At 71.2% G+C, this 20,924-nt stretch carries 20 protein-coding genes; 9 read left to right on the forward strand and 11 right to left on the reverse strand.

The annotated features are described in order from the left end of the window. Positions 1-419: 419 nt before the first annotated feature. On the reverse strand, positions 420-1,070 hold the full coding sequence (locus ACIRF9_RS04390; protein ID WP_403816157.1) for a DNA-3-methyladenine glycosylase: 651 nt from the start codon (positions 1,068-1,070) through the stop codon (positions 420-422). A gap of 152 nt (positions 1,071-1,222) precedes the next feature. Here ACIRF9_RS04390 and ACIRF9_RS04395 point away from each other — a divergent pair, with 152 nt between their 5' ends. The 3 genes from ACIRF9_RS04395 to ACIRF9_RS04405 all read left to right on the forward strand — a co-directional run bounded on the left by ACIRF9_RS04395 (position 1,223) and on the right by ACIRF9_RS04405 (position 3,317). Next, positions 1,223-2,005 carry a sporulation protein gene (locus ACIRF9_RS04395; RefSeq protein ID WP_403816160.1) on the forward strand — a complete coding sequence of 261 codons (783 nt, stop codon included), beginning with the start codon at positions 1,223-1,225 and terminating at the stop codon, positions 2,003-2,005. A gap of 111 nt (positions 2,006-2,116) precedes the next feature. Continuing rightward, positions 2,117-2,656: a YbhB/YbcL family Raf kinase inhibitor-like protein gene (locus tag ACIRF9_RS04400; protein WP_403816163.1), complete on the forward strand. Its 540-nt coding sequence runs from the start codon at positions 2,117-2,119 to the stop codon at positions 2,654-2,656. Positions 2,657-2,810: 154 nt separating this feature from the next. After that, entirely contained in the window at positions 2,811-3,317 is a 507-nt protein-coding gene (locus ACIRF9_RS04405; protein ID WP_403816165.1) for an HNH endonuclease, read from the forward strand. Between the two features lie 67 nt (positions 3,318-3,384). On the opposite strand, the gene ACIRF9_RS04410 is transcribed toward ACIRF9_RS04405, so the two are convergent. From ACIRF9_RS04410 to ACIRF9_RS04420, 3 genes are all read right to left on the reverse strand, one after another. Next, positions 3,385-4,332 carry an SPFH domain-containing protein gene (locus ACIRF9_RS04410; protein ID WP_055638678.1) on the reverse strand — a complete coding sequence of 316 codons (948 nt, stop codon included), beginning with the start codon at positions 4,330-4,332 and terminating at the stop codon, positions 3,385-3,387. Between the two features lie 150 nt (positions 4,333-4,482). Continuing rightward, entirely contained in the window at positions 4,483-4,917 is a 435-nt protein-coding gene (locus tag ACIRF9_RS04415; RefSeq protein WP_403816169.1) for an NfeD family protein, read from the reverse strand. A 50-nt stretch (positions 4,918-4,967) separates the two neighbouring features. Further along, on the reverse strand, positions 4,968-5,765 hold the full coding sequence (locus tag ACIRF9_RS04420; RefSeq protein WP_403816172.1) for an ABC transporter ATP-binding protein: 798 nt from the start codon (positions 5,763-5,765) through the stop codon (positions 4,968-4,970). 153 nt (positions 5,766-5,918) lie between these two features. On the opposite strand from ACIRF9_RS04420, the gene ACIRF9_RS04425 reads away from it, so the two are divergent. Beyond that, positions 5,919-6,707, forward strand: coding sequence for a hypothetical protein (locus ACIRF9_RS04425; protein ID WP_403816175.1), 789 nt, complete (start codon positions 5,919-5,921; stop codon positions 6,705-6,707). Between the two features lie 226 nt (positions 6,708-6,933). On the opposite strand, the gene ACIRF9_RS04430 is transcribed toward ACIRF9_RS04425, so the two are convergent. From ACIRF9_RS04430 to ACIRF9_RS04440, 3 genes are all read right to left on the reverse strand, one after another. Then, on the reverse strand, positions 6,934-7,179 hold the full coding sequence (locus ACIRF9_RS04430; protein WP_403816178.1) for a chaplin: 246 nt from the start codon (positions 7,177-7,179) through the stop codon (positions 6,934-6,936). 192 nt (positions 7,180-7,371) lie between these two features. Continuing rightward, positions 7,372-8,013, reverse strand: a complete 642-nt coding sequence (locus ACIRF9_RS04435) for a response regulator (RefSeq protein ID WP_403816181.1) — start codon at positions 8,011-8,013, stop codon at positions 7,372-7,374. Further along, positions 8,006-9,151 carry a GAF domain-containing sensor histidine kinase gene (locus ACIRF9_RS04440; RefSeq protein ID WP_403816184.1) on the reverse strand — a complete coding sequence of 382 codons (1,146 nt, stop codon included), beginning with the start codon at positions 9,149-9,151 and terminating at the stop codon, positions 8,006-8,008. Before ACIRF9_RS04440 ends, ACIRF9_RS04435 begins: the two co-directional genes overlap by 8 nt. 240 nt (positions 9,152-9,391) lie before the next feature. On the opposite strand from ACIRF9_RS04440, the gene ACIRF9_RS04445 reads away from it, so the two are divergent. The 3 genes from ACIRF9_RS04445 to ACIRF9_RS04455 all read left to right on the forward strand — a co-directional run bounded on the left by ACIRF9_RS04445 (position 9,392) and on the right by ACIRF9_RS04455 (position 12,265). Then, entirely contained in the window at positions 9,392-10,090 is a 699-nt protein-coding gene (locus ACIRF9_RS04445; RefSeq protein WP_403816187.1) for an SDR family NAD(P)-dependent oxidoreductase, read from the forward strand. Next, entirely contained in the window at positions 10,087-11,217 is a 1,131-nt protein-coding gene (locus ACIRF9_RS04450; protein ID WP_403816190.1) for an S-adenosylmethionine:tRNA ribosyltransferase-isomerase, read from the forward strand. The genes ACIRF9_RS04445 and ACIRF9_RS04450 overlap by 4 nt, the downstream gene beginning before the upstream one ends. Before the next feature lie 298 nt (positions 11,218-11,515). After that, a complete protein-coding gene (locus ACIRF9_RS04455) occupies positions 11,516-12,265 on the forward strand; it encodes a transglycosylase SLT domain-containing protein (RefSeq protein ID WP_403816193.1) in 750 nt (249 codons plus the stop codon). Positions 12,266-12,355: 90 nt separating this feature from the next. On the opposite strand, the gene ACIRF9_RS04460 is transcribed toward ACIRF9_RS04455, so the two are convergent. Further along, on the reverse strand, positions 12,356-14,893 hold the full coding sequence (locus ACIRF9_RS04460; RefSeq protein ID WP_403816196.1) for an FHA domain-containing protein: 2,538 nt from the start codon (positions 14,891-14,893) through the stop codon (positions 12,356-12,358). Positions 14,894-15,126: 233 nt separating this feature from the next. Here ACIRF9_RS04460 and ACIRF9_RS04465 point away from each other — a divergent pair, with 233 nt between their 5' ends. Together ACIRF9_RS04465 and serB are read left to right on the forward strand one after the other, a co-directional pair. Continuing rightward, positions 15,127-17,520, forward strand: coding sequence for a streptophobe family protein (locus tag ACIRF9_RS04465; protein WP_403816199.1), 2,394 nt, complete (start codon positions 15,127-15,129; stop codon positions 17,518-17,520). A gap of 698 nt (positions 17,521-18,218) precedes the next feature. Further along, positions 18,219-19,439 (forward strand): phosphoserine phosphatase SerB, encoded by a 1,221-nt coding sequence (gene serB / locus ACIRF9_RS04470; protein WP_403816202.1) that lies wholly within the window; start codon positions 18,219-18,221, stop codon positions 19,437-19,439. A gap of 79 nt (positions 19,440-19,518) precedes the next feature. On the opposite strand, the gene ACIRF9_RS04475 is transcribed toward serB, so the two are convergent. From ACIRF9_RS04475 to ACIRF9_RS04485, 3 genes are all read right to left on the reverse strand, one after another. Next, complete coding sequence (locus ACIRF9_RS04475) at positions 19,519-20,037, reverse strand: SixA phosphatase family protein (RefSeq protein WP_403816205.1); 519 nt, start codon at positions 20,035-20,037, stop codon at positions 19,519-19,521. A gap of 100 nt (positions 20,038-20,137) precedes the next feature. Further along, positions 20,138-20,353, reverse strand: a complete 216-nt coding sequence (locus tag ACIRF9_RS04480; RefSeq protein ID WP_403816208.1) for a hypothetical protein — start codon at positions 20,351-20,353, stop codon at positions 20,138-20,140. Positions 20,354-20,556: 203 nt separating this feature from the next. Then, positions 20,557-20,673 carry an SGM_5486 family transporter-associated protein gene (locus tag ACIRF9_RS04485; RefSeq protein WP_107055787.1) on the reverse strand — a complete coding sequence of 39 codons (117 nt, stop codon included), beginning with the start codon at positions 20,671-20,673 and terminating at the stop codon, positions 20,557-20,559. Positions 20,674-20,924 lie beyond the last annotated feature (251 nt).

Raw genomic sequence — 20,924 nt, forward strand, 5'->3', positions numbered from 1 at the left:
GCCGGGGACGGGGTATCAACATATCTGGCGTTGATTTTTGGCACGCTGTTGAGTTCTCAAGGAACGGACGCTTCCTTTGTACTCACCCGAGAGACTCTCTCAGGCTTTCCTCCGGGCGCTTCCCTTCGGTCTTGCGTTTCCGACTCTATCAGATCCTTTCGGCGTCCGATTCCCGGTCGGCGGGATTTGTCTGAGGCTTTGGGCTTTCGCTCGTCGGCCTTTCGACATTCACTACGTTAGCCGATTCCCTCGGCAACTCATAATCGAGTTCCTTCGAGTCGAATTCGGGCATGCAGGCATGCCAAAATCGCCCCCGCTGAGGGATGTCGTAGGTAGTGGGTTGGCCGCTTCCGGCTGCTGGCGAATGCCGTACCCGGTTCAAGCGGCTCGGGCTACGTTACGCCCCCGTCAAGGGCGAGTCAACTTCGGCGGCGCCGGGGTACATGGGCCCGATAAGGGCTCACCGTGGGGTCGTCGGCCACCCAGAAGCGCCAGGGATGGACGTCGCCGTTTCCGCCCTCGCCGGCGACTCCGGTGCGCGGGCCGTTGCGTACCTGGTCGGAGGGCACGGGGGTGCCGGTCAGCATTCTCAGCGGGGTCTCGCCGGGGGTGCACGCGTCCGTGCCGTCGAGGGCTCGGTCCACGTCCAGAGCGGCGGCCAGACGGGCCGGGCCTTTGGCCAGTTCCTTGTCATAACGGGCCGAGAGTCGACGTTTGCGAGCCAGCTCGGCGCCCTCGACCACCTCGCCGGCGCGGAGCAGGACGGCACTCGCCCGGCCGTCGGGGCCGCAGACGAGGTTCATGCAGTGCCACATGCCGTAGGTGAAGTAGACGTACACATGGCCGGGGGGACCGAACATCACGTCGTTGCGGGCGGTGCGGCCACGGTAGGCGTGGGAGCCGGGGTCGTTCGGGCCGTCGTAGGCCTCGACCTCCGTGAGGCGGAGGGTGATCGGACCGTCGGGGGTCGTCCGCACGAGGAGGCGGCCGAGGAGGTCGGGGGCCACCTCCAGGACAGGGCGGTCGAAGAAGGCCCTGGGGAGGGGCGTACGGTCGGGGGTCGCGATCATGCCCTCCGAGCGTAGTGGAGATCGAGGGGTGCGTCGGGGTGGTCAGCGGGCACTCGGCTTGCCAGGGTGTGGAACGCGGAACCGGCCACGGCCGGATCGCGTTTGTAGGGATCAAGGGATCCCGGATGCAAGTAGTCCTAGTAGGGAGAGTCATGGCGTTCAAGAAGCTGCTCGCGAGTCTGGGGGCCGGCGGGGCTTCGGTCGAGACGGTGCTGACGGAGGTCAACGTCGTCCCGGGCGGTGTCGTCCAGGGCGAGGTGCGGATCCAGGGCGGTTCCGTCAACCAGAACATCGAAGGACTGTCCGTCGGGCTGCAGGCCAAGGTCGAGGTCGAGAGCGGCGACCAGGAGTACAAGCAGGACATCGAGTTCACCAAGCTGCAGCTGGGCGGTGCCTTCGAGCTGCAGGCCGGTGCGGTGCACGCGGTGCCGTTCGGGCTGGAGATCCCGTGGGAGACGCCGATCACGATGATCGACGGGCAGGCGCTGCGCGGGATGCACATCGGTGTGACGACCGAGCTGGCGATCGCGCGGGCCGTGGACTCCGGTGACCTCGACCCGGTCAACGTGCACCCGCTGCCGGCGCAGAAGGCGATCCTGGACGCCTTCATCCAGCTGGGCTTCCGGTTCAAGAACGCGGACATGGAGCGCGGGCACATCCGGGGTACGCGGCAGAAGCTGCCGTTCTACCAGGAGATCGAGTTCCTGCCGCCGTCGCAGTACCGGGGGCTGAACCAGGTCGAGCTGAGCTTCGTGGCCGACGAGCACGCGATGGACGTCGTGCTGGAGATGGACAAGAAGCCGGGGCTGTTCAGCGAGGGCAGCGACACCTTCCGCTCCTTCCAGGTCGGCCTGAACGACTACCAGGGCACCGACTGGACGGCCTACCTCAACCAGTGGCTGTCCGAGGTCGGCAGCAAGCGCAACTGGTTCTGAGTGAGTGAGAGGGCCCGGACACCGTGAGGTGATCCGGGCCTTCCGTATCTGACGGCGTGAAAGTCGTAGGCTCGCCCTTGGATTCGTTCCCGATGATCAGGAGGTGTCGAGGTGACCGAGCTGAAGAGGCGGCCGCTGCCCCACGACTTCCATCCGCCGGTGCCGTCGTTCACGGTCACGAGTGAGGACGTGCAGGAGGGCGCGACACTCAAGGACGCGCAGGTCTACGCGGAGGGGAACACCTCGCCGCAGCTGCGGTGGGAGGGCTTCCCGGCCGAGACCAAGAGCTTCGCCGTGACCTGCTACGACCCGGACGCTCCGACGGGCAGTGGGTTCTGGCACTGGGTGCTGTTCGACATCCCGGCCTCGGTGACCGAGCTGCCGGTGGGTGCGGGCAGCGGCAAGTTCGAGGGGCTGCCGGCGGGCGCCGTACAGGCGCGCAACGACTACGGCGGCAAGGAGTTCGGCGGTGCCGCGCCGCCGCCCGGGGACGGGCCGCACCGGTACGTCTTCACGGTGTACGCGGTGGACCAGGAGAAGCTCGGTCCGGACGCCGACGCCTCCCCCGCCGCCGTCGGGTTCAACCTGCGGTTCCACGCGATCGCTCGCGCTCAACTGGTCGGTGAGTACGAGAATCCCACGAAGGGATGAGTCAGCTCATCGTTCATTGAACGTTTGCCCGTCTCTGGTCTTGGAAGTGATCAGAGGCGGGCATTTTTTATTGCGTTGTCCATCTCGGCGCGCCCGTCCAGAGTTGATCCAAGCCCGCCGGGGGGTGGGCAGATGCAATGGGGAGGTGGGCTGGATGCGTGACACGTTGGTCCTGAACGCGAGCTTCGAGCCGCTGTCTACGGTGACGTTGAATCGAGCTGTCGTTCTGGTGCTGCAGGACAAGGCCGTCGTCGAGCAGGCCCACCCCGAACTGCGTATGCGGGGCGCCGAGGTCGACATACCCGCGCCCCGGGTGATCAGGCTGTGCAGGTACGTACGGGTGCCGTTCCGAAGACAAGCCCCGTGGTCGAGGCGGGGTGTCCTGGTCAGGGACCGGCACCGGTGCGCGTACTGCGGTCGCCGGGCGACCACGGTGGACCATGTGGTGCCGCGGGCCCAGGGCGGTCAGGACACCTGGCTGAACACGGTGGCGTCCTGCTCGGAGGACAACCACCGTAAGGCGGACCGGACTCCGGAGCAGGCGGGGATGCCGTTGCTGCGGGCGCCGTTCGAGCCGACTCCGCAGGACGCGATGCTGCTGGCGCTGGGCCAGGACGACTTGGCCGCGCTGCCGGAGTGGCTGAGCCTCGACGCCGCGTGAGGCAGACAGAGGCAGACATGGGTGGGGCCCGGCTCCGAGGAGCCGGGCCCCACCCATGTGTACCGGGTCAGTCGATCGACGGCTTCTCTCGGCGTTCGGGGATCTTCTTGTCCGAGCCGCCGTTGCCGGAACCGCCGCCCATGGCGCCGAAGTTGCCCATGGCGCCGGAGAGACCCTTGAGGGCGTCGCCGATCTCGCTGGGGACGATCCAGAGCTTGTTGGCGTCGCCTTCGGCGATCTTGGGGAGCATCTGGAGGTACTGGTAGCTGAGGAGCTTCTGGTCGGGGTCGCCGGCGTGGATGGCCTCGAAGACCGTGCGGACGGCCTGGGCCTCGCCCTCGGCGCGCAGGGCGGCGGCCTTGGCCTCACCCTCGGCGCGCAGGATCTGGGACTGCTTCTCGCCCTCCGCGGTGAGGATCGCGGCCTGGCGCGTACCTTCGGCGGTGAGGATCGCGGCGCGCTTGTCACGGTCGGCGCGCATCTGCTTCTCCATCGAGTCCTGGATGGAGGTCGGGGGCTCGATCGCCTTCAGTTCCACGCGGTTGACACGGATGCCCCACTTGCCGGTGGCCTCGTCGAGGACGCCGCGCAGGGCCGCGTTGATCTCCTCGCGGGAGGTCAGGGTGCGCTCCAGGTCCATGCCACCGATGATGTTGCGCAGCGTGGTGACGGTGAGCTGCTCGATCGCCTGGATGTAGCTGGCGACCTCGTAGGTCGCGGCCCGCGCGTCGGTCACCTGGTAGTAGATGACGGTGTCGATGTTGACCACCAGGTTGTCCTGGGTGATCACCGGCTGCGGCGGGAACGGCACGACCTGTTCACGCAGGTCGATGCGGTTGCGGATGGTGTCGATGAACGGGACGACGATGTTGAGGCCCGCGTTCAGTGTCCGCGTGTAACGGCCGAAGCGCTCGACGATGGCGGCGCTCGCCTGTGGGATGACCTGGATCGTCTTGATCAGGGCGATGAAGACCAACACCACCAGAATGATCAAGACGATGATGACCGGTTCCATCGTGCGTCCCCGTCCCCTTCTCCGCTTGTCCGCCTCGAGCGCTTTCGGAAGATCCTATGGTTGTGAAGATCTTGCTGGTCGAGTCTGACAGACCGTCGCCTACCTCGGGAGGTCTTCGCCTCACTTGCGTCGTGCGGGAGTTGTGCAAGGTCAGATGACGATCGCCGTGGCCCCCTCGATCTCCACGACGTCGACTTCCTCCCCGACTTCGTAGGCCCGGTCGGTGTCGAGGGAGCGGGCCGACCAGATCTCTCCGGCGAGCTTGATCCGGCCGTTCCCGGAACCGTCGACGCGCTCCAGCACGACGGCCTGTTTGCCCTTCAACGCGTCCACTCCTGTGGCGAGTTGGGGGCGTTGTGCGCTGTGACGAGCCGCGATCGGCCGCACCACGGCGATGAGGGCGACCGAGACGACGATGAAGACGAGCACCTGGGCGACGACGCCGAGGCCGAGGCCGGCGCCGATCGCGGCGGCCACAGCGCCGACCGCGAGCATGCCGAACTCCGGCATCGCGGTGACCACGAGCGGGATTCCGAGCGCTGCCGCGCCGACGAGCCACCACACCCACGCGTCGATGTCGTTCACACGGTCATGGTAGGGCCGTATGTCCCGTCGCGGACAGGGCGCACAGGGGGTCAGGACAGGGGCAGGCCCTGGGCGGTCCAACGGTCGCCGACCTGTTCCACGACGAGCGGGAGGCCGAAGCAGAGGGAGAGGTTGCGGGAGGTGAGTTCGAGTTCGACCGGGCCCGCGGCGAGGACCTTGCCCTGGCGGATCATGAGGACGTGGGTGAAGCCGGGGGCGATCTCCTCGACATGGTGGGTGACCATGATCATCGAGGGGGCGATGGGGTCGCGGGCCAGGCGGCCGAGACGGCGGACGAGGTCCTCGCGGCCGCCGAGGTCGAGGCCGGCGGCGGGCTCGTCGAGGAGCAGCAGCTCGGGGTCGGTCATCAGGGCGCGGGCGATGAGGGTGCGCTTGCGCTCGCCCTCGGAGAGGGTGCCGAACTTCCGGTCGAGGTACTCGCTCATGCCGAGGCGGTCGAGGAAGGCGCGGGCGCGCTGCTCGTCGACGTCCTCGTACTCCTCCTGCCAGGCGGCCGTCATGCCGTACGCGGCCGTGAGGACGGTCTGCAGGACGGTCTGGCGCTTGGGGAGCTTGTCGGCGAGGGCGATACCGGCCACACCGATGCGGGGGCGCAGCTCGAAGACGTCGGTGCCGGGGGCGCCGAGGGTCTCGTCGAGGACGGAGACGGTGCCCGAGCTGGGGAAGAGGTAGGTGGAGGCGATGTTGAGGAGAGTGGTCTTGCCCGCTCCGTTGGGGCCGAGGATGACCCAGCGCTCGCCTTCCTTGACCGACCACGACACCTGGTCGACCAGAGCCCTGCCCTCGCGGACCACCGATACGTCCTGAAGCTCCAGAACATCGCTCATGAGCGCGTTGTCTCCCCTTGCAGTGTGGCCGGTCTCGGTTGTCGCGGGTGCCTCTGGCTGGACCGCCGCGCGCGGGTGGGCGCGGCCCCTCGGGAAAATCTACGCCACCGGTCGGGCGCCCCGTTCCATCGGTCCGGTCCTTAGGGTGGGGGCATGCTCTCGGAACCGCGCTCTGGTCGCCTTGCCGCTTGGGGAAATGCCCTGTTGGCCGGACTTGTCTCTCCGGACGACGCCGTACTCACCGTCGTCGGGGAGGACGCCGTGCACCGGGTGGAGGGGCTGCCGGGCGAATCGGCGCCGGTCGGGCTCACGCTCGGGCTGGGGCGGCTGCGGGCGCTGGGGGTGCGGGGGCTGCGGGTGGCGCTGCCCGCGCCGGGGCATCCGCTGGGGTTGAGCGGGCCGCCGGAGTTCAACGCGCGGGCGCTGGAGGCGGAGGAGGCGGTGGTCTGTCACGGGGCCGCGCTGGGACTGGTGCCGGAGGTGTCCGAGGCCGGGCCCGCCGGTGATGTGCATGTCGAGGTGGTGTGGCACTGCCTGCCGGTGCGGGAGGCTCCGCCGGCCGACGTGCCGTCGTTGGGTGAGGCGGAGCGGGAGCTGGCGGAGGCGTTGCGGGAGGCCACGGCGGTGCTGTCGAAGCTGGACGTGGCGGGGTCGGGGCCGGTGGCGGAGGCGGCGATCGACGCGTACCGGGCGCGGGCGGAGCAGGGGCGGGAGGTGCTCGCGCCGGGGTATCCGCCGCGGGCGGTGCGGGTGCTGGAGCTGGCGCAGCGGGTGGGGTTGCTGGTGTCGCTCGCTCGGGAGAGCGGGCATGGGGGTGCGGTGAGTTCTGGGGAGATGGCGGCGCGGGCGGAGGCGTTGCGGCCGGTGGAGCGGACGGCTCGGCGGGCGCAGGTTGCCGCGTACAACGCCTATGTGGAGGAGCTGGAGCGTGGGGGGCGGTGAGGTGAGGGTGGGGATGTGTGACCCGGGGTCGGTGCCGGCCGGGGGTGGGGGCGCTTGCCCGCGCTAGCGGGGTGCCGCTGCGCCCACCCTCCCCCACTCTCGGCTCCGCTCGAGCGGGGGGACCCCCATCGCCCCAGCGGCACGACTGCCCGCAGCCAAGCAACAGAGCGACAGCAGACCGGCCTCCCCCGATGGGGGTCGGGGGAGGCCGGAGGTCATCGGGGCTTCAGTGGTTGACGCCCTGGTTGCCGAAGGCCGGGTTCAGCACGCCGATCACGTTGACGCTGTTGCCGACGACGTTGACGGGCACGTGCACCGGGGCCTGGATGGTGTTGCCCGAGCCGACGCCCGGGGAGCCCTTGGCCTCGCCGAGGGCCGTGGCGCCGCCGTGGGCGGAGGCCATGCCGGCCCCCGCGGCCACCAGGCCGCCGGCCACCATCGTCACAGCCGCTGCCTTCTTCAGGTTCTTCACTTCTCGAGCCCTCCTAGCGATTGCCGCGGCAGTCGCCGCAGCACGCACTGGAGAACGGCGGGGCTCCCCGGGGGTTGCGCCGTTCGGGGGACATTCCCACGACGGTATGAATCTCAGTCCGGAGGGAGACCCTCCGTGTTGCCGTCCGTAGGGCGGAGGGCACCGCCCGCGTCGGGGTGTGCGGAGAGCGTTTCAGCCGGTCACGCCGTGGCGTACGGCCCACAGCGCGGCCTGGGTGCGGTCGGCGAGGTCGAGTTTCATCAGGATGTTCGAGACATGCGTCTTGACGGTCTTCTCGGAGAGGACGAGGGCGCGGGCTATCTCGCGGTTGGAGCGGCCGTCGGCTATCAGGCCGAGCACCTCGCGCTCGCGTTCCGTGAGGGAACCGCCCCTGCCCTGGCCCGAGTTGGCCTCCTCCTGGGAGAGCAGGGCGCCGGCGACCTCCGGCTGGAGCAGGATGTGGCCCGCGTGGACCGAGCGGATGGCGCCGGCCAGGGCGTCGGGGTCCACGTCCTTGTAGACGTAACCGGCGGCGCCCGCGCGCAGGGCGGGGACCACGGTGCGCTGTTCGGTGAAGCTGGTGACGATCAGCACGCGCGCGGGGTTGTCCAGTTCGCGGAGTCTGCGGAGGGCGTCGACGCCGTCCATGCCGGGCATCTTGACGTCCATCAGGACGACGTCGGGCTGCAGTTCCTGGGCTCGCTCGACTCCCTCGGCGCCGTCGGCGGCCTCGCCGACGACCTCGATGTCGTCCTGGACCTCCAGGAACGTGCGCAGGCCGCGGCGGACGACCTGGTGGTCGTCGACGAGCAGCACCTTGATTGCGTCAGCCACCGGGGGCCTCCATCTCGATCGTGGTGCCCTTGCCGGGCGCCGATTCCACCGTCAGCCTGCCGCCGATCCCGCTCGCCCGGTCCCGCATGGACACCAGGCCGAGGTGGCGGCCTGCCCTGCGGATCGCCGTGGGGTCGAAGCCGACGCCGTCGTCCGTGACGCGCAGGAGCGCGGCGGGGCCGCGCTTGTGGAGGGTCACCTCGACGTGCTGTGCGCCGGAGTGGCGCAGGGCGTTGTGCAGGGCCTCCTGGGCGACCCTCAGCAGGGCCTCCTCCTGGGCGGCGGGCAGGGCACGCACGCCCTGGCTGGTGAAGGTCACGCGCGCGGTGTGGGCGCGGTCGAGGACCTGGACCTGGGTGCGCAGGGTGGCGACCAGGCCGTCCTCGTCGAGGGCCGCGGGGCGCAACTCGACGACGGCTGCGCGCAGTTCGTCGGCGGCCTCGGCGGCGAGCGTGGCGACCTGCTGCAGCTCGCCCTTGGCCCGGGAGGGGTCGCGGTCAACGAGGGCGGCGGCGGCCTGTGCCGTGAGGCGCAGGGAGAACAGCTTCTGGGCCACCGCGTCGTGCAGTTCGTGGGCCAGCCGGGAGCGTTCCTCCGCGATGGTCAGTTCGCGGCTGCGCTCGTAGAGGCGGGCGTTGGTGAGGGCGATGGCGGCGTGCTGGGCGAGGATGGTGAGCAGTTCCTCGTCGTCCTCGGTGAAGCCGCAGCTTCCCTCCGGTTTGGGGCACCTCTTGTTGGCCAGGAAGAGGGCGCCGATGACCTCGTCGCCGTCGCGGATGGGCAGGCCCAGGAAGTCGGACATGTCGGGGTGGGCGGAGGGCCAGCCCTCGAAGCGGGGGTCCTTGCGGACGTCGGCCAGGCGCTCGAAGCGGGCCTCCTGGAGCATCGCGGCCAGGATGCCGTGCTGGCGGGGCAGGGGGCCGATGGCCTTCCACTGCTCCTCGCTGACGCCGTCGACGACGAACTGGGCGAAGCCGCCGTGGTCGTCCGGGACGCCGAGCGCGGCGTACTGCGCGTTCAGCAGCTCTCGGGCGGAGGCGACGATCGTCTTGAGGACGTCGCGCACCTCGAGATGCCTGCTCATGGCCAGCAGCGCGGAGCTCACCGCGGCGAGGCCGGACCGGGGGCCTTGACTCATGCCTTCACGGTACCGGCGGGCTGTGACACCGCGGATCCGACCTGTGACGGCCCGGGCTGGGGCGGGGGACCTAGGTCGGAGGTCCCCGGTACGGCGGCGTAGGGCGCGGGGAGGGGGCGTACGGGCGTACGTCGAAGGGCCCCGGCGGGCCCGGTCCCGCGTCCGAGGCGGGGCCCGGGGACCGGTTCCTACGTTGGGGGCACCGCCGACGGAGGCGGGTCGGACGAGGGGACGGTTGTCATGCCGGTAGCGATCATCACGGGGGCCTCGAAAGGGCTGGGGCGGGCGCTGGCCGAGGCGCTGGCCGTGCGGGGCTGGGATCTGGTGCTGGACGCCAGGAACGAGGGCGTGCTGAAGGAGACGGCGGCCGGGGTCGCGGCGCACGGCGCGGACGTACGGGCGCTGGCGGGAGACGTCACGGACCCGGCGCACCGGTCGGCGCTGGTGGCGGCCGCCTCGGGGCTCGGTGGGTGCGATCTGGTGGTGAACAACGCGAGCGCGCTGGGCGCCGAGCCGCTGGTGCGGCTGGAGGCGCTGCCGCTGGAGGGACTGCGGCGGGCGCTGGAGGTGAACGTGGTGGCGGCGCTGGGTCTGGTCCAGGAGGCGCTGCCGCTGCTGCGGGCGGCTCCGGCGGGCGCGGTGATCACGGTCAGCTCGGACGCGGCCGCGGAGGCGTACGAGACGTGGGGCGGCTACGGGGCGTCGAAGGCGGCTCTGGACCACCTCGCGGCGGTGCTCGGGGAGGAGGAGCCGGGGCTGCGGGTGTGGGCGGTGGACCCCGGGGACATGGCCACGGACCTGTACGCGGCGGCCGTACCGGACGACGACGGTCCGCGGCCGTCGCCAGGCAGTGTGGTGCCGGCCTTCCTGCGGCTGCTGGACGGGCGTCCGGCGAGCGGTCGCTACGGGGCCCCGGCGCTGCTGGAGGGAGGGCGATGACCCTGGCGGTGAGGGTGCCGGAGGAGTTGTCGGCGCGGGTGCCGGCCGAGCAGCGCGGACCGGGGCGGGGGCGGGACGACGTACGGCTGCTGGTGTCGCGGGGGACGGAGCCGGCGCATCACGTGTTCCGGGAGCTGCCGTGTCTGCTGCGGGCCGGGGATCTGCTGGTGGTGAACACCTCGCCGACGCTGGCGGCGGCCGTGGACGGTTGGATCGGGCACGCGCGTGTGGTGGTGCACTTCTCCACCCGCGGGGACTCCACGCACGGCGGCACCGGCCGGTGGGCGGTGGAGCTGCGGGATCCGGACGGAAAGGGGACCACGCGCGCGCGTGCGGGAGGGCCCGCGGGGACGGAGGTACGGCTGCCCGCGGGTCTGCGGCTGACGCTGGAGGAGCCGCTGAGCCCGGGGAGCGGGCGGTTGTGGTGGGCGCGGGTGGCGGGCGGTGCGTCGGGCCATGGGGGCGCGGGCAGCGGTGGGGTGCCGGAGCTTCTGCGGGGGTACGGGCGGCCCATTCGTTACTCCTATACGGAGCGGGACCAGCCGTTGTCCGTGTACCAGACGGTGTTCGCGCTGCCGACGGCCGACGGTGCGGGCAGCGCGGAGATGCCGAGTGCGGCGCGGCCCTTCACGGCGGGACTGGTGGCGGAGCTGGTGAGCCGGGGGGTGCAGTTCGCGCCGGTCACGCTGCACACCGGGGTGGCCTCGGCGGAGGTGCACGAGCCGCCGTACCCGGAGCGGTTCGCGGTGCCGGAGGCGTCGGCGCGGTTGATCAACGCCGCGAGGGCCGGGGACGGGCGGGTGGTCGCCGTGGGGACGACGGCGGTGCGGGCGGTGGAGTCGGCGGCGGGGGCCGACGGGGCCGTACGCGCGCGTGAGGGGTGGACGGATCTCGTGGTCACGCCCGGGCGCGGGGTGCGGGTGGTGGACGGGCTGCTGACCGGGCTGCACGAGCCGGAGGCCTCGCATCTGCTGATGCTGGAGGCGGTGGCGGGGCGGGCGGCGATCGACCGGGGCTACGAGGAGGCGCTGCGGGGGCGCTACCTCTGGCACGAGTTCGGGGACGTCCATCTCATCCTCCCGGCGGAGGGCACTCACACAGCGCATTGCTCCAGCAACTGCCAGTGAGAACGGGGCGGCGGCGATGTGAGGCCGCGCATAGGGCACACATCACGTACGAAGGGCAATAGGAGAGAAAAGGGTCCCGCATGAACGGGGCAGACGGTCTGGTCTGTCCCGTTTTGCCCTTGCCTGATCCACTACCGGGGATCGTAGGTCACACCTTTGCCTGGGCATTTTGCGGCCGCTAAGAATTGCTCTCGTCGCTCAGCGCCGCGGGTTCCGCCGCGGCGTTCGTTCGTGCCAGAAGCACCGTGTCCAACGTCGGACGAGCGACCTCCGCGCTCTCACGAAGAGGTCATTCGCCATGCCCAAGAACACTCACAAGATCGCGATCGCCGGCGCTGCCACCCTCGGCGCCGCCGCCATCGCCTTCTCCGTGGTGCCGGCCGACGCGCACACCACCACGACGGACGCCGTGTCCTCGTCCCGTGTCGCCTACAGCACCGAGCCGGTGCGGGATGTGAAGGGCAGCGTGACGGACCAGCTCGCCGTCTCGAACCTGAAGGTCGACGCCATCCAGGCGAAGAAGAAGGCCGCTGCCGAGGCCGTGGCCAAGAAGTCGGCCGCCGCCGAGGCCGCCCGGAAGGCCGTCGCAGCGAAGAAGGCGGCCGCGGAGGCCGCCGCGAAGAAGGCCGCCGCCGCGAAGAAGGCCGCTGCCGAGCGCAAGGCCGAGGAAGCCGTGAGCCGCTCCGTGAACCGGCCCGCGGTGAAGGCGGTCGCCGCCAAGACCTACGCCAACAACCTCGACGGCTGGATCCGTGAGTCGCTCGACATCATGAAGAAGCACGGCATCCCGGGCTCCTACGACGGCATCAAGCGCAACGTCATGCGCGAGTCCTCGGGCAACCCGAACGCGATCAACGACTGGGACATCAACGCCGTCAACGGCGTCCCGTCGAAGGGCCTGCTGCAGGTCATCCCGCCGACCTTCCAGGCCTACCACGTCGCCGGCACGTCCTGGAACATCTACGACCCGGTCGCCAACATCACCGCCGCCTGCAACTACGCGGCCGACCGGTACGGCTCGATGGACAACGTCAACAGCGCGTACTGAGGCCGGCGCGCAGCCTTTGTCGCGACCACAGACGCCGAAGGGCGGCACCCCACCTGACGGGGTGCCGCCCTTCGGGGCGTCCACAGGCGACTACTTGCGCATGACCTCGGGCTCGTGGCGGCGCAGGAAGCGGGCCACGAAGAAGCCGCAGATCACCCCGAGGACGATCAGGGCGACCATGTCCATGCTCCAGGCGCCGACGGTGTGCTCCCACAGCGGGTCGGTGTCGCCGCCGTCCTTGGGCGGGCTGATCTTGTTGAAGTCCAGCGTGGCGCCGGCCGCGCCGACCGCCCAGCGCGAGGGCATCAGGTACGAGAACTCGTTGACGCCGATCGAGCCGCCCAGGGCGAACAGGCAGCCGGTGAAGACCACCTGGATGATCGCGAACATGACCAGCAGCGGCATGGTCTTCTCGGCCGTCTTCACCAGCGAGGAGATGATCAGGCCGAACATCATCGAGGTGAAGCCGAGCGCCATGATCGGCAGGCACAGTTCCACCAGCGTGTTGCCGATGACCACGCCCTCCTCCGGGATCTCCCGGCTGGAGAAGCCGATGACGCCGACCAGCAGGCCCTGCAGCGCGGTGACCAGACCGAGCACGAACACCTTGGACATCAGGTACGCCGAGCGCGACAGGCCGGTGGCACGCTCACGCTCGTAGATGACCCGTTCCTTGATCAGCTCACGGACGGAGTTCGCCGCGCCCGCGAAGCAGGCGCCGACCGCGAGGATCAGCAGGACGGTGGTGGCCGTGCCGTTGGGGATGATCCGGCCGGTCTTCGGGTTGACCGGGTTGGGCAGCAGGCTGTTGCCGGAGTCGATGAGCAGGCTCACCGAGCCGAGGACGACCGGCAGGATCAGCGACAGGGCGAGGAAGCCCTTGTCCGAGGCGATCACCGACACATAGCGGCGCACCAGCGTGACGAACTGGGACATCCAGCCCTGCGGCTTCGGTGGCTTCATCGCCTGCATGGGCGGCATCTGTACGGACTGCGGCGCAACGGCGTCGATGTCCGCGGCGTAGATCTGGTAGTGCTGCGAGCCCTTCCAGCGGCCCGCCCAGTCGTAGTCGCGGTAGTTCTCGAAGGCGGAGAAGACGTCGGCCCAGGTGTCGTAGCCGAAGAAGTTCAGTGCCTCCTCCGGCGGGCCGAAGTAGGCGACCGCGCCGCCCGGGGCCATCACCAGGAGCTTGTCGCAGATCGCCAGCTCGGCCACCGAGTGGGTGACGACGAGGACCGTACGGCCGTCGTCGGCGAGGCCGCGCAGCAGCTGCATGACGTCGCGGTCCATGCCCGGGTCGAGGCCCGAGGTGGGCTCGTCCAGGAAGATCAGGGACGGCTTGGTGAGCAGCTCCAGGGCCACCGAGACACGCTTGCGCTGGCCGCCGGAGAGGGAGGTGACCTTCTTCTCCTTGTGGATGTCCAGCTTCAGCTCGCGCAGCACCTCGTCGATGCGGGCCTCGCGTTCGGCGCCGGTGGTGTCGGCGGGGAAGCGGAGCTTGGCCGCGTACTTGAGGGCCTTCTTCACGGTCAGTTCCTTGTGCAGGATGTCGTCCTGCGGGACCAGACCGATGCGCTGGCGCAGCTCGGCGAACTGCTTGTACAGGTTGCGGTTGTCGTAGAGGACGTCGCCCTGGTTGGCGGGACGGTAGCCCGTCAGCGCCTTGAGCAGCGTCGACTTGCCGGAACCGGACGGTCCGATGACCGCGATCAGCGACTTCTCCGGGACGCCGAAGGAGACGTCCTTGAGGATCTGCTTGCCGCCGTCGACCGTGACGGTCAGGTGGCGGGCGGAGAAGGAGACCTCACCGGTGTCGACGAACTCCTCGAGCCGGTCGCCGACGATCCGGAACGTCGAGTGGCCGACGCCGACGATGTCCGTCGGGCCCAGCTGCACCGAGCCGCCCTTGGGGATCGGCTGGCCGTTGACGTAGGTGCCGTTGTGCGAGCCGAGGTCGCGGATCTCCATGCGCCCGTCGGGCGTCGAGTGGAACTCGGCGTGGTTGCGGGAGACCTGCAGGTCGGAGACGACCAGGTCGTTCTCCAGGGCACGGCCGATGCGCATGACACGGCCGAGGGAGAACTGGTGGAACGTGGTCGGGCTGCGGTCGCCGTAGACCGGCGGCGCCCCCGCGCCACCACCGGGGGTCTTCTGTGCGTACTGCTCGTTCGGCCCCTGCTGCTGCGGGACCTGCGGCGCGGCCTGTTGCGGCGGCTGCCAGCCGCCCTGCGCGGGCTGCGGCTGTGGCGCCTGCTGTCCGGCCCAGGCCGGATTCGCGGCCTGGGCGGCGTAGGGCTGCTGCTGCGGCTGCGCGACGGGCGCCTGTGTTCCCGAAAGGGTCACGCGCGGGCCGTCGGTCGCGTTGCCCAGGTGCAGCGCCGAGCCGGGGCCGATCTCCAACTGGCTGATGCGCTGCCCCTGCACGAACGTGCCGTTCGTGCTGCCGTGGTCCTCGATGACCCAACTGCGGCCGTTGAAGCTGACCGTGGCGTGTCGCCAGGAGACCCTGGCGTCCTCGAACACGATGTCCCCCTGCGGATCGCGTCCGAGGGTGTATGGCCTGGACGGATCGAGCGTCCAGGTGCGTCCGTTCAATTCCAGTACGAGTTCCGGCACTCCATGCCCCATGAGTAGTCCCCCGAGTTACCCCCATCACAGGGAGTCTAGGGATGTCGAACATCGTCGGGAACTATTTCAGTAGCGGCCCCCTGACCGAAAGTCGGGCCTAGTGACGAGCTTGCACGAGCACATCGGCCGTTCCCGTTGACGGGGTTGAAAACGCCCCGGAGAGTGGTAAACGCACGCGAGGGGGACGGAAACGGCGATCTTCGCCGAACCGCGCCGCGGATCGGGGGGTCTGCATGAGTGCCGGCACAGGGGTGGAGAGCAACAGGCGCGCGCAGTACGGCGGGAGCGTGCCGTGGGTGGACGTGGGACTGGCCGCGATCGCCGCGGTGAGCTGGGCCTTGATCGGGATGGCGGGGACGGCGGCGCTCGGCCTGCATCTGCTGGGGGCGGACACGGCGGGCTCGTTGGGCCCGATGACGGCGGCGGTCGTGGCGCTCGGGGCGGGTGGTTCGGTCACGCCGTCGGGCGATGTGTCGGCCTTCGGCCTGACGGGAGCCGAAGCGAACACCGCCATCGAGATCACGCCATTGGGGGTGAGCCTGGTAGGCGCCCTGCTGCTGTCGTGGTTCTTCCTACGGTCCCTGCGGGCGGCCGGAGTTGTGATCGCGCCGGCCGAACTCCTCGCGCGGGCGGGCGCGGTGGTGGTGCTGTTCGTGGCGATGCTGGGCGGGCTGGCCTGGGCGGGACACGACGTCATCACGCTCGACGGCGGCTCGCTGGGGCTGGACGACCTGCCCGGCGTCGGCGGGGGCGGGAGCGGTGGGGGCGGAGGCCTGGAGATTCCCGGGCTCGGGGACGTCGGGGACATCGGGGGGCTGCTGCCGGACCGGCTCGGTGATCTCGTCGACGCGAAGGCGGCGGTCGGCTTCACCGTCGACACGGCGCCCACCCTGCTCGGCGGGCTCCTCTGGTCGGCGGGGATCCTGCTGATCGCCCTGCTGGCCTCGCGCCGGACCCCGCTGCCGCGCGGCTGGGACGCCGTGCACCGGGTCGTGCGGCCCGCGGTGTCCGCCGTCGTCACCGTGCTGCTGGTGGCCGTGGCGGCCGGGTTCGCGGCGGCCGCGTACGCGGCGATCGGCGACGAGCATCCCCGTCGGATCGCCGGAGCGGCACTCCTCGGCGCACCGAACGGGGTGTGGCTGGGCGTGTCGATCGGCCTGTTCGTCCCCTGGGACGGCCGGGCCACCGGCGCCCTGACGAACCTGCTGCCGGATCCCCTGGACAACCTGCTGCGGGTCGGGACCGACCAGTCGGTGACGCTGGGCCGACTGGCCGAGCTGGAGGGGCGGGTGTGGCTGCTGGGGGTGGCCACGGCGGTGATGATGCTGTTCGCGGGGGTGTTGGTGGGGGTGCGGACGCCGGTGGGGGTGGCGTCGGCGGTGGGTGCAGGGGCCGGGGGTGGGGCTGGGGCGGGGAGGGGCCTGGGTGAGGTCGGTGGAGCGGCAGGGGGCGCATCCGGGTCCGGTGGTCCGTCGCGGACGGGGGGTGCCGGGACGGGCGCGGGTGGAGCGGCGCGGACCGGAGATTGGGCGGCGCGGGGCGGGCGGGAGTCCGGGCTCGGGAGTGGGCGTGGGGCTGGGGTCTGGGGTTTCGTCGGGCGGTGTGCGGTGCGGTTGGGGGTCGTGACCGCGCTGGCTCTGCCGTTGCTCGGCTCGCTGACGGGGTTGTCCGTGGACGCCTCGCTGTCCGTCCTGGGGTTCGACGCGTTCGGGGCGGGGGTGGAACTGCACGCGCACCTCGGCATGGCGCTGCTGCTCGGTGCCGCGTGGGGAGCCGGAGCGGGGGCCGCGGGTGCGTTGCTGGCGTACGCCACGGGGGCGGCCGGGCGACGGGCGGCGCCGCTGGCACTGGGTGACGTGACGGCGGGGGCCGGTGGGCGACCGGAGTACGTGGGCGAGGGCGGGCGTGCGCGGTACACCGCCGGTGCGGAGGGGCCCTACGCACCGAGTGCCTCCTATCGGGCACCGAACCCCGCGACCAATCCGTATCTCCAGGTCCCGGAGGAACTGCGGGAGCCCCAGGACGCCCGCCCTGACGAGGGACCCGGCAGGACGGGCCGGCCCGGGCGGTACGAAAGCGGCGGGCCGGGCGGGCCTGCGCCCGGGGCGGGGCAGGGAGGGGGCGGGCAGGCGCGGCCGTACGGGAGCGGCAGCGGTCGGCCCGGCGGGGGGCAAGGGCGTGGCGGGGCCGGGCAGCCGTGGCCGTACGGAAACAAGCGGCCGGGTGAGACACCGGCGGGTGAGGGGCGCGGCGGCGGTCCCTACCCCTCACGGCCGCCGTACGGAGGCGGCCGAGACGGCGGGGTCTCCCCGGGTGAGGGCCAAGGGCGCGGCGGGGTCGGTCAGGGGCTGCCCTACGGGGGCGGTGCCGGTGAGGCGGGGCGTCCGTCCGAGGAGGGACGGGGTGTGGGTGAGCCTGGGCGGCCGGCTGGGGAGGGACGGGGTGCCGGTGGGTGGGGGCGTGCGTCCGGAGAGGGACGGGGCGATGTGTACGGCGCCGAGACCGTGGTGGGGCCGGTCGGCCCCGGTCCGCAGCGGCCCGGTGGCACCTCAGGGGACGACGGGCCGCCGCCCCCTCCGCCGCCTCCTCCCCCGCTGCCGCCGAAGCGGCCCAAGAGGCCTCGGTGACCGGCCTCGATGACAGGTCTCGGTGAAAGGCCTCGGTGAGAGGCCTCGTGACCGGCCCAGCGGGCGGCCGGGCAGGCGGCCCGGCAGACAGCTCGGGCGGCGGCCCGACGGTCGGCTCGGCGGGAGGCCGGGCAGCAGCTCAGCGGGCGGCCCGGGGCAGCGGCCCCACGGTCGACTCGGGCCTCAGTCCGACGGTCGGCTCGGCGGACGGCCAGGCAGGCAGCTCCGCCGACGGACCTGGGCGGCGGTCCCCCGGTCGGCCCGAACAGCGGCCCCGCAGTCGGCTCGGCGGACGGCCGGGCGGGCGGCTCCGCGGGCGGCCCCCCGGTCGACTCGGGCCGCAGTCCGACGGTCGGCTCGGCGGGAGGCCAGGCAGGCGGCCCTGTGGGGGGGCCAGGCAGTGCTCCGCGGCCGGCCGCTCAGGCAGCTCCAATAAGCGGAGACGCAGGCGGCTCGGTTGGCCGCCTGCGGTGGCGAGACAGGTGCTCCGCGGCCGGCCGCTCAGGCAGCTCCGGTGGGCAGGCGGCCCCGCGGGCGGACGCGCCGGCGGCTCGGTCGGCCGGCGGGAAGGTGGCTTGGGGGGCGGCTTACGATGGGTCTTCACATGACCGACATCGCCGGTTCGCCCAGTGTTCCGTGTCCGCTAGGCGGACCTCTGCGGCGAAAGGCACTGGGTGCCGGATACGGTGGGATACATCATGAGCGCTTCACAGACTTCGCCGACCTCGTCCTCTGATGCCCCCACTCTCCTTGTCAAGATCTTCGGCAAGGACCGGCCGGGCATCACGGCCGGTCTCTTCGACACGTTGGCGGCCTACTCCGTCGACGTCGTCGACATCGAGCAGGTGGTCACCCGTGGCCGGATGGTGCTGTGCGCGCTCGTGACCGCGCCGCCGCGGTCCGTGGAGGGCGACCTCCGCCGCACGGTCCACAGCTGGGCCGAGTCGATCAAGATGCAGGCGGAGATCATCTCGGGTCGCGGCGACAACCGTCCGCGTGGTCTGGGCCGCTCCTTGGTGACCGTGCTCGGCCATCCGCTCACCGCGGAGGCCACGGCCGCGATCGCCGCCAAGATCACCAAGACCGGCGGCAACATCGACCGTATCTTCCGGCTCGCCAAGTACCCGGTCACGGCCGTCGAGTTCGCCATCTCCGGCGTGGAGACCGAGCCGCTGCGCACCGCGCTGGTCACGGACGCGGGCGCGCTGGGTGTGGACGTCGCCGTCGTGGACGCGGGTCTGCACCGCCGCGCCCAGCGCCTGGTCGTCATGGACGTCGACTCCACGCTGATCCAGGACGAGGTGATCGAGCTCTTCGCCGCGCACGCCGGCTGCGAGGAGCAGGTCGCCGAGGTGACGGCGGCCGCGATGCTCGGTGAGCTGGACTTCGAGCAGTCGCTGCACGCGCGTGTGGCGCTGCTGGAGGGCCTGGACGCCTCGGTGGTCGACAAGGTGCGCGCCGAGGTGCGGCTGACGCCGGGCGCGCGCACCTTGATCCGGACGCTGAAACGACTCGGCTACCAGGTGGGTGTCGTCTCGGGCGGCTTCACCCAGGTCACCGACGATCTGAAGGAACGGCTGGGGCTGGACTTCGCCCAGGCCAACACGCTGGAGATCGTCGACGGGAAGCTGACCGGCCGGGTCACCGGCGAGATCGTGGACCGTGCGGGCAAGGCGCGGCTGCTGCGCCGCTTCGCCGCGGAGGCGGGCGTACCGCTCGCGCAGACCGTGGCGATCGGTGACGGCGCCAACGACCTGGACATGCTCAACGCGGCCGGTCTCGGGGTCGCCTTCAACGCCAAGCCGGTGGTGCGGGAGGCGGCGCACACCGCGGTGAACGTGCCGTTCCTCGACACCGTCCTGTATCTGCTGGGCATCACCCGCGAAGAGGTCGAGGCGGCGGAGACCCACACCGAGTAGCACCTCCCTGCGAAGAGGGCCCGGCGCCGCTGTGGTGCCGGGCCCTCGTGCGTGCCGGGCCCTCGTGCGTGCCGGGCGGTTACTCGGAGGGCTCCCAGTAGTCGGTCAGCCGGGCCACGGCGGGCTCCAGGGACTTCCAGGAGCCGTCGAAGCTGAGGACGGCGAAGGAGGAGGCCGGGAAGCCGCGGCGCGTCATCCGCTCGCGCGCCTCGCTCTCGGCCGAGTCGGCCAGGATCTCGGTGAGAGCGTGGACGCCCGGGTTGTGGCCGATCAGGACGATGTTGCGTACGTCGTCCGGGGTCTCGTTGAGCAGGGCGATCAGCTCGCCCGGGGAGGCTTCGTAGATCCGCTCCTCGTAGACCGTTTTAGGCCGGTGGGGGAGCTCGTGGACGGCGAGCTTCCACGTCTCCCGGGTGCGGACCGAAGTGGAGCACAGAGCCAGGTCGAAGGGGATGCCGCTGTCGGCCAGTTTGCGTCCGGCGACGGCCGCGTCTTTTCGGCCCCGCTCGGCGAGCGGTCGGTCGTGGTCGTTCACCTGTGGCCAGTCGGCTTTCGCATGCCGGAAGAGGACGATCCTGCGGGGTTCTGCGACGCTCATGCGTCCCAGCTTCGCATGAAACAGGCCATGGGGCGCAGGGAGTTGACATGCGGCTTCACCGCTCGTCCCCGGGGTGTGGAGCGCGTCCGGGGCGTGATCGTCACGGCTGGCGCGCGAGCAGTAGCTGCACGCGCTCGATGAGGTGGGTGATCGCGGGGTCGCCGGTGGCGGCGTGGGCGTCGGACGGGTTCAGTATCAGAACGAGCAGGGTGACGAAGGCGAGGGTGGGGAGGGCGAGGGCCCACCAGGGCAGCCGGGTGTCGACACGGGCCGGGGCGGCGGTCGGACGGGGCCGGGTGAGCGTGGGGGCCGACATGGGTGCCTCCGGTCGTCTTCGAGTGGTCCGTGGTCCGCGTCGCGCGGTCACCTCTCGAAACTACGGAATCGGCGGTCCCCGTCCCATCCGGTGATCCACCCACTTGACCCTGACCCTCACCCCCTAGGGGACAGGGGGGTTAACCCCACCATCGCCGCGGGAGCGGGGGCCGCGCCCGGCCGGGCGAAGCCCTCAGCGGGACGTCATGGCGAGGCGATCGTCGCGATGACGGCGATGATCACGAAGATGGCGAGGAACGAGCCGAAGACGATCAGCATCTTCTTCTGGCCGTTCTGGGGGTTCGGGTCGAGCACTGGCATGCGCCCAGTCTCGCATCCGCCGTCCGGCCCACGGCCGCCGGGGTCGGCGGGGGCCACCCGGGTCAGCCGGGGTTGCGGCGGGGCCGGCGGCCGACCGGGGGGCGGCGACCCGTCCGGAGGCAGCCATCCGGGAGGCGGCGACCCGTCCGGAGGCGACAGCCGCCCGGAAGCAACAGCCGTCCGGAGGAGGCGGTCGTCCGGAGGAGGCGGTCGTCCGGAGGAGGCGGTCGTCCGGAGGAGGCGGTCGGCCG

It is taken from the genome of Streptomyces sp. NPDC096132 (genome assembly GCF_044763345.1).
Lineage (GTDB): Bacteria > Actinomycetota > Actinomycetes > Streptomycetales > Streptomycetaceae > Streptomyces.

What these genes read in the sequence shown, in the direction of transcription:
- ACIRF9_RS04390 (WP_403816157.1), bottom strand. Translation starts at nt 1,070, where the DNA reads ATGATCGCGACCCCCGACCGTACGCCCCTCCCCAGGGCCTTCTTCGAC.
- ACIRF9_RS04410 (WP_055638678.1), bottom strand. Translation starts at nt 4,332, where the DNA reads ATGGAACCGGTCATCATCGTCTTGATCATTCTGGTGGTGTTGGTCTTC.
- ACIRF9_RS04445 (WP_403816187.1), top strand. Translation starts at nt 9,392, where the DNA reads ATGCCGGTAGCGATCATCACGGGGGCCTCGAAAGGGCTGGGGCGGGCG.
- ACIRF9_RS04455 (WP_403816193.1), top strand. Translation starts at nt 11,516, where the DNA reads ATGCCCAAGAACACTCACAAGATCGCGATCGCCGGCGCTGCCACCCTC.
- ACIRF9_RS04475 (WP_403816205.1), bottom strand. Translation starts at nt 20,037, where the DNA reads ATGAGCGTCGCAGAACCCCGCAGGATCGTCCTCTTCCGGCATGCGAAA.
- serB (WP_403816202.1), top strand. Translation starts at nt 18,219, where the DNA reads ATGAGCGCTTCACAGACTTCGCCGACCTCGTCCTCTGATGCCCCCACT.
- ACIRF9_RS04420 (WP_403816172.1), bottom strand. Translation starts at nt 5,765, where the DNA reads ATGAGCGATGTTCTGGAGCTTCAGGACGTATCGGTGGTCCGCGAGGGC.
- ACIRF9_RS04450 (WP_403816190.1), top strand. Translation starts at nt 10,087, where the DNA reads ATGACCCTGGCGGTGAGGGTGCCGGAGGAGTTGTCGGCGCGGGTGCCG.
- ACIRF9_RS04405 (WP_403816165.1), top strand. Translation starts at nt 2,811, where the DNA reads ATGCGTGACACGTTGGTCCTGAACGCGAGCTTCGAGCCGCTGTCTACG.
- ACIRF9_RS04465 (WP_403816199.1), top strand. Translation starts at nt 15,127, where the DNA reads ATGAGTGCCGGCACAGGGGTGGAGAGCAACAGGCGCGCGCAGTACGGC.
- ACIRF9_RS04395 (WP_403816160.1), top strand. Translation starts at nt 1,223, where the DNA reads ATGGCGTTCAAGAAGCTGCTCGCGAGTCTGGGGGCCGGCGGGGCTTCG.
- ACIRF9_RS04440 (WP_403816184.1), bottom strand. Translation starts at nt 9,151, where the DNA reads ATGAGTCAAGGCCCCCGGTCCGGCCTCGCCGCGGTGAGCTCCGCGCTG.
- ACIRF9_RS04480 (WP_403816208.1), bottom strand. Translation starts at nt 20,353, where the DNA reads ATGTCGGCCCCCACGCTCACCCGGCCCCGTCCGACCGCCGCCCCGGCC.
- ACIRF9_RS04460 (WP_403816196.1), bottom strand. Translation starts at nt 14,893, where the DNA reads ATGGGGCATGGAGTGCCGGAACTCGTACTGGAATTGAACGGACGCACC.
- ACIRF9_RS04485 (WP_107055787.1), bottom strand. Translation starts at nt 20,673, where the DNA reads ATGCCAGTGCTCGACCCGAACCCCCAGAACGGCCAGAAGAAGATGCTG.
- ACIRF9_RS04425 (WP_403816175.1), top strand. Translation starts at nt 5,919, where the DNA reads ATGCTCTCGGAACCGCGCTCTGGTCGCCTTGCCGCTTGGGGAAATGCC.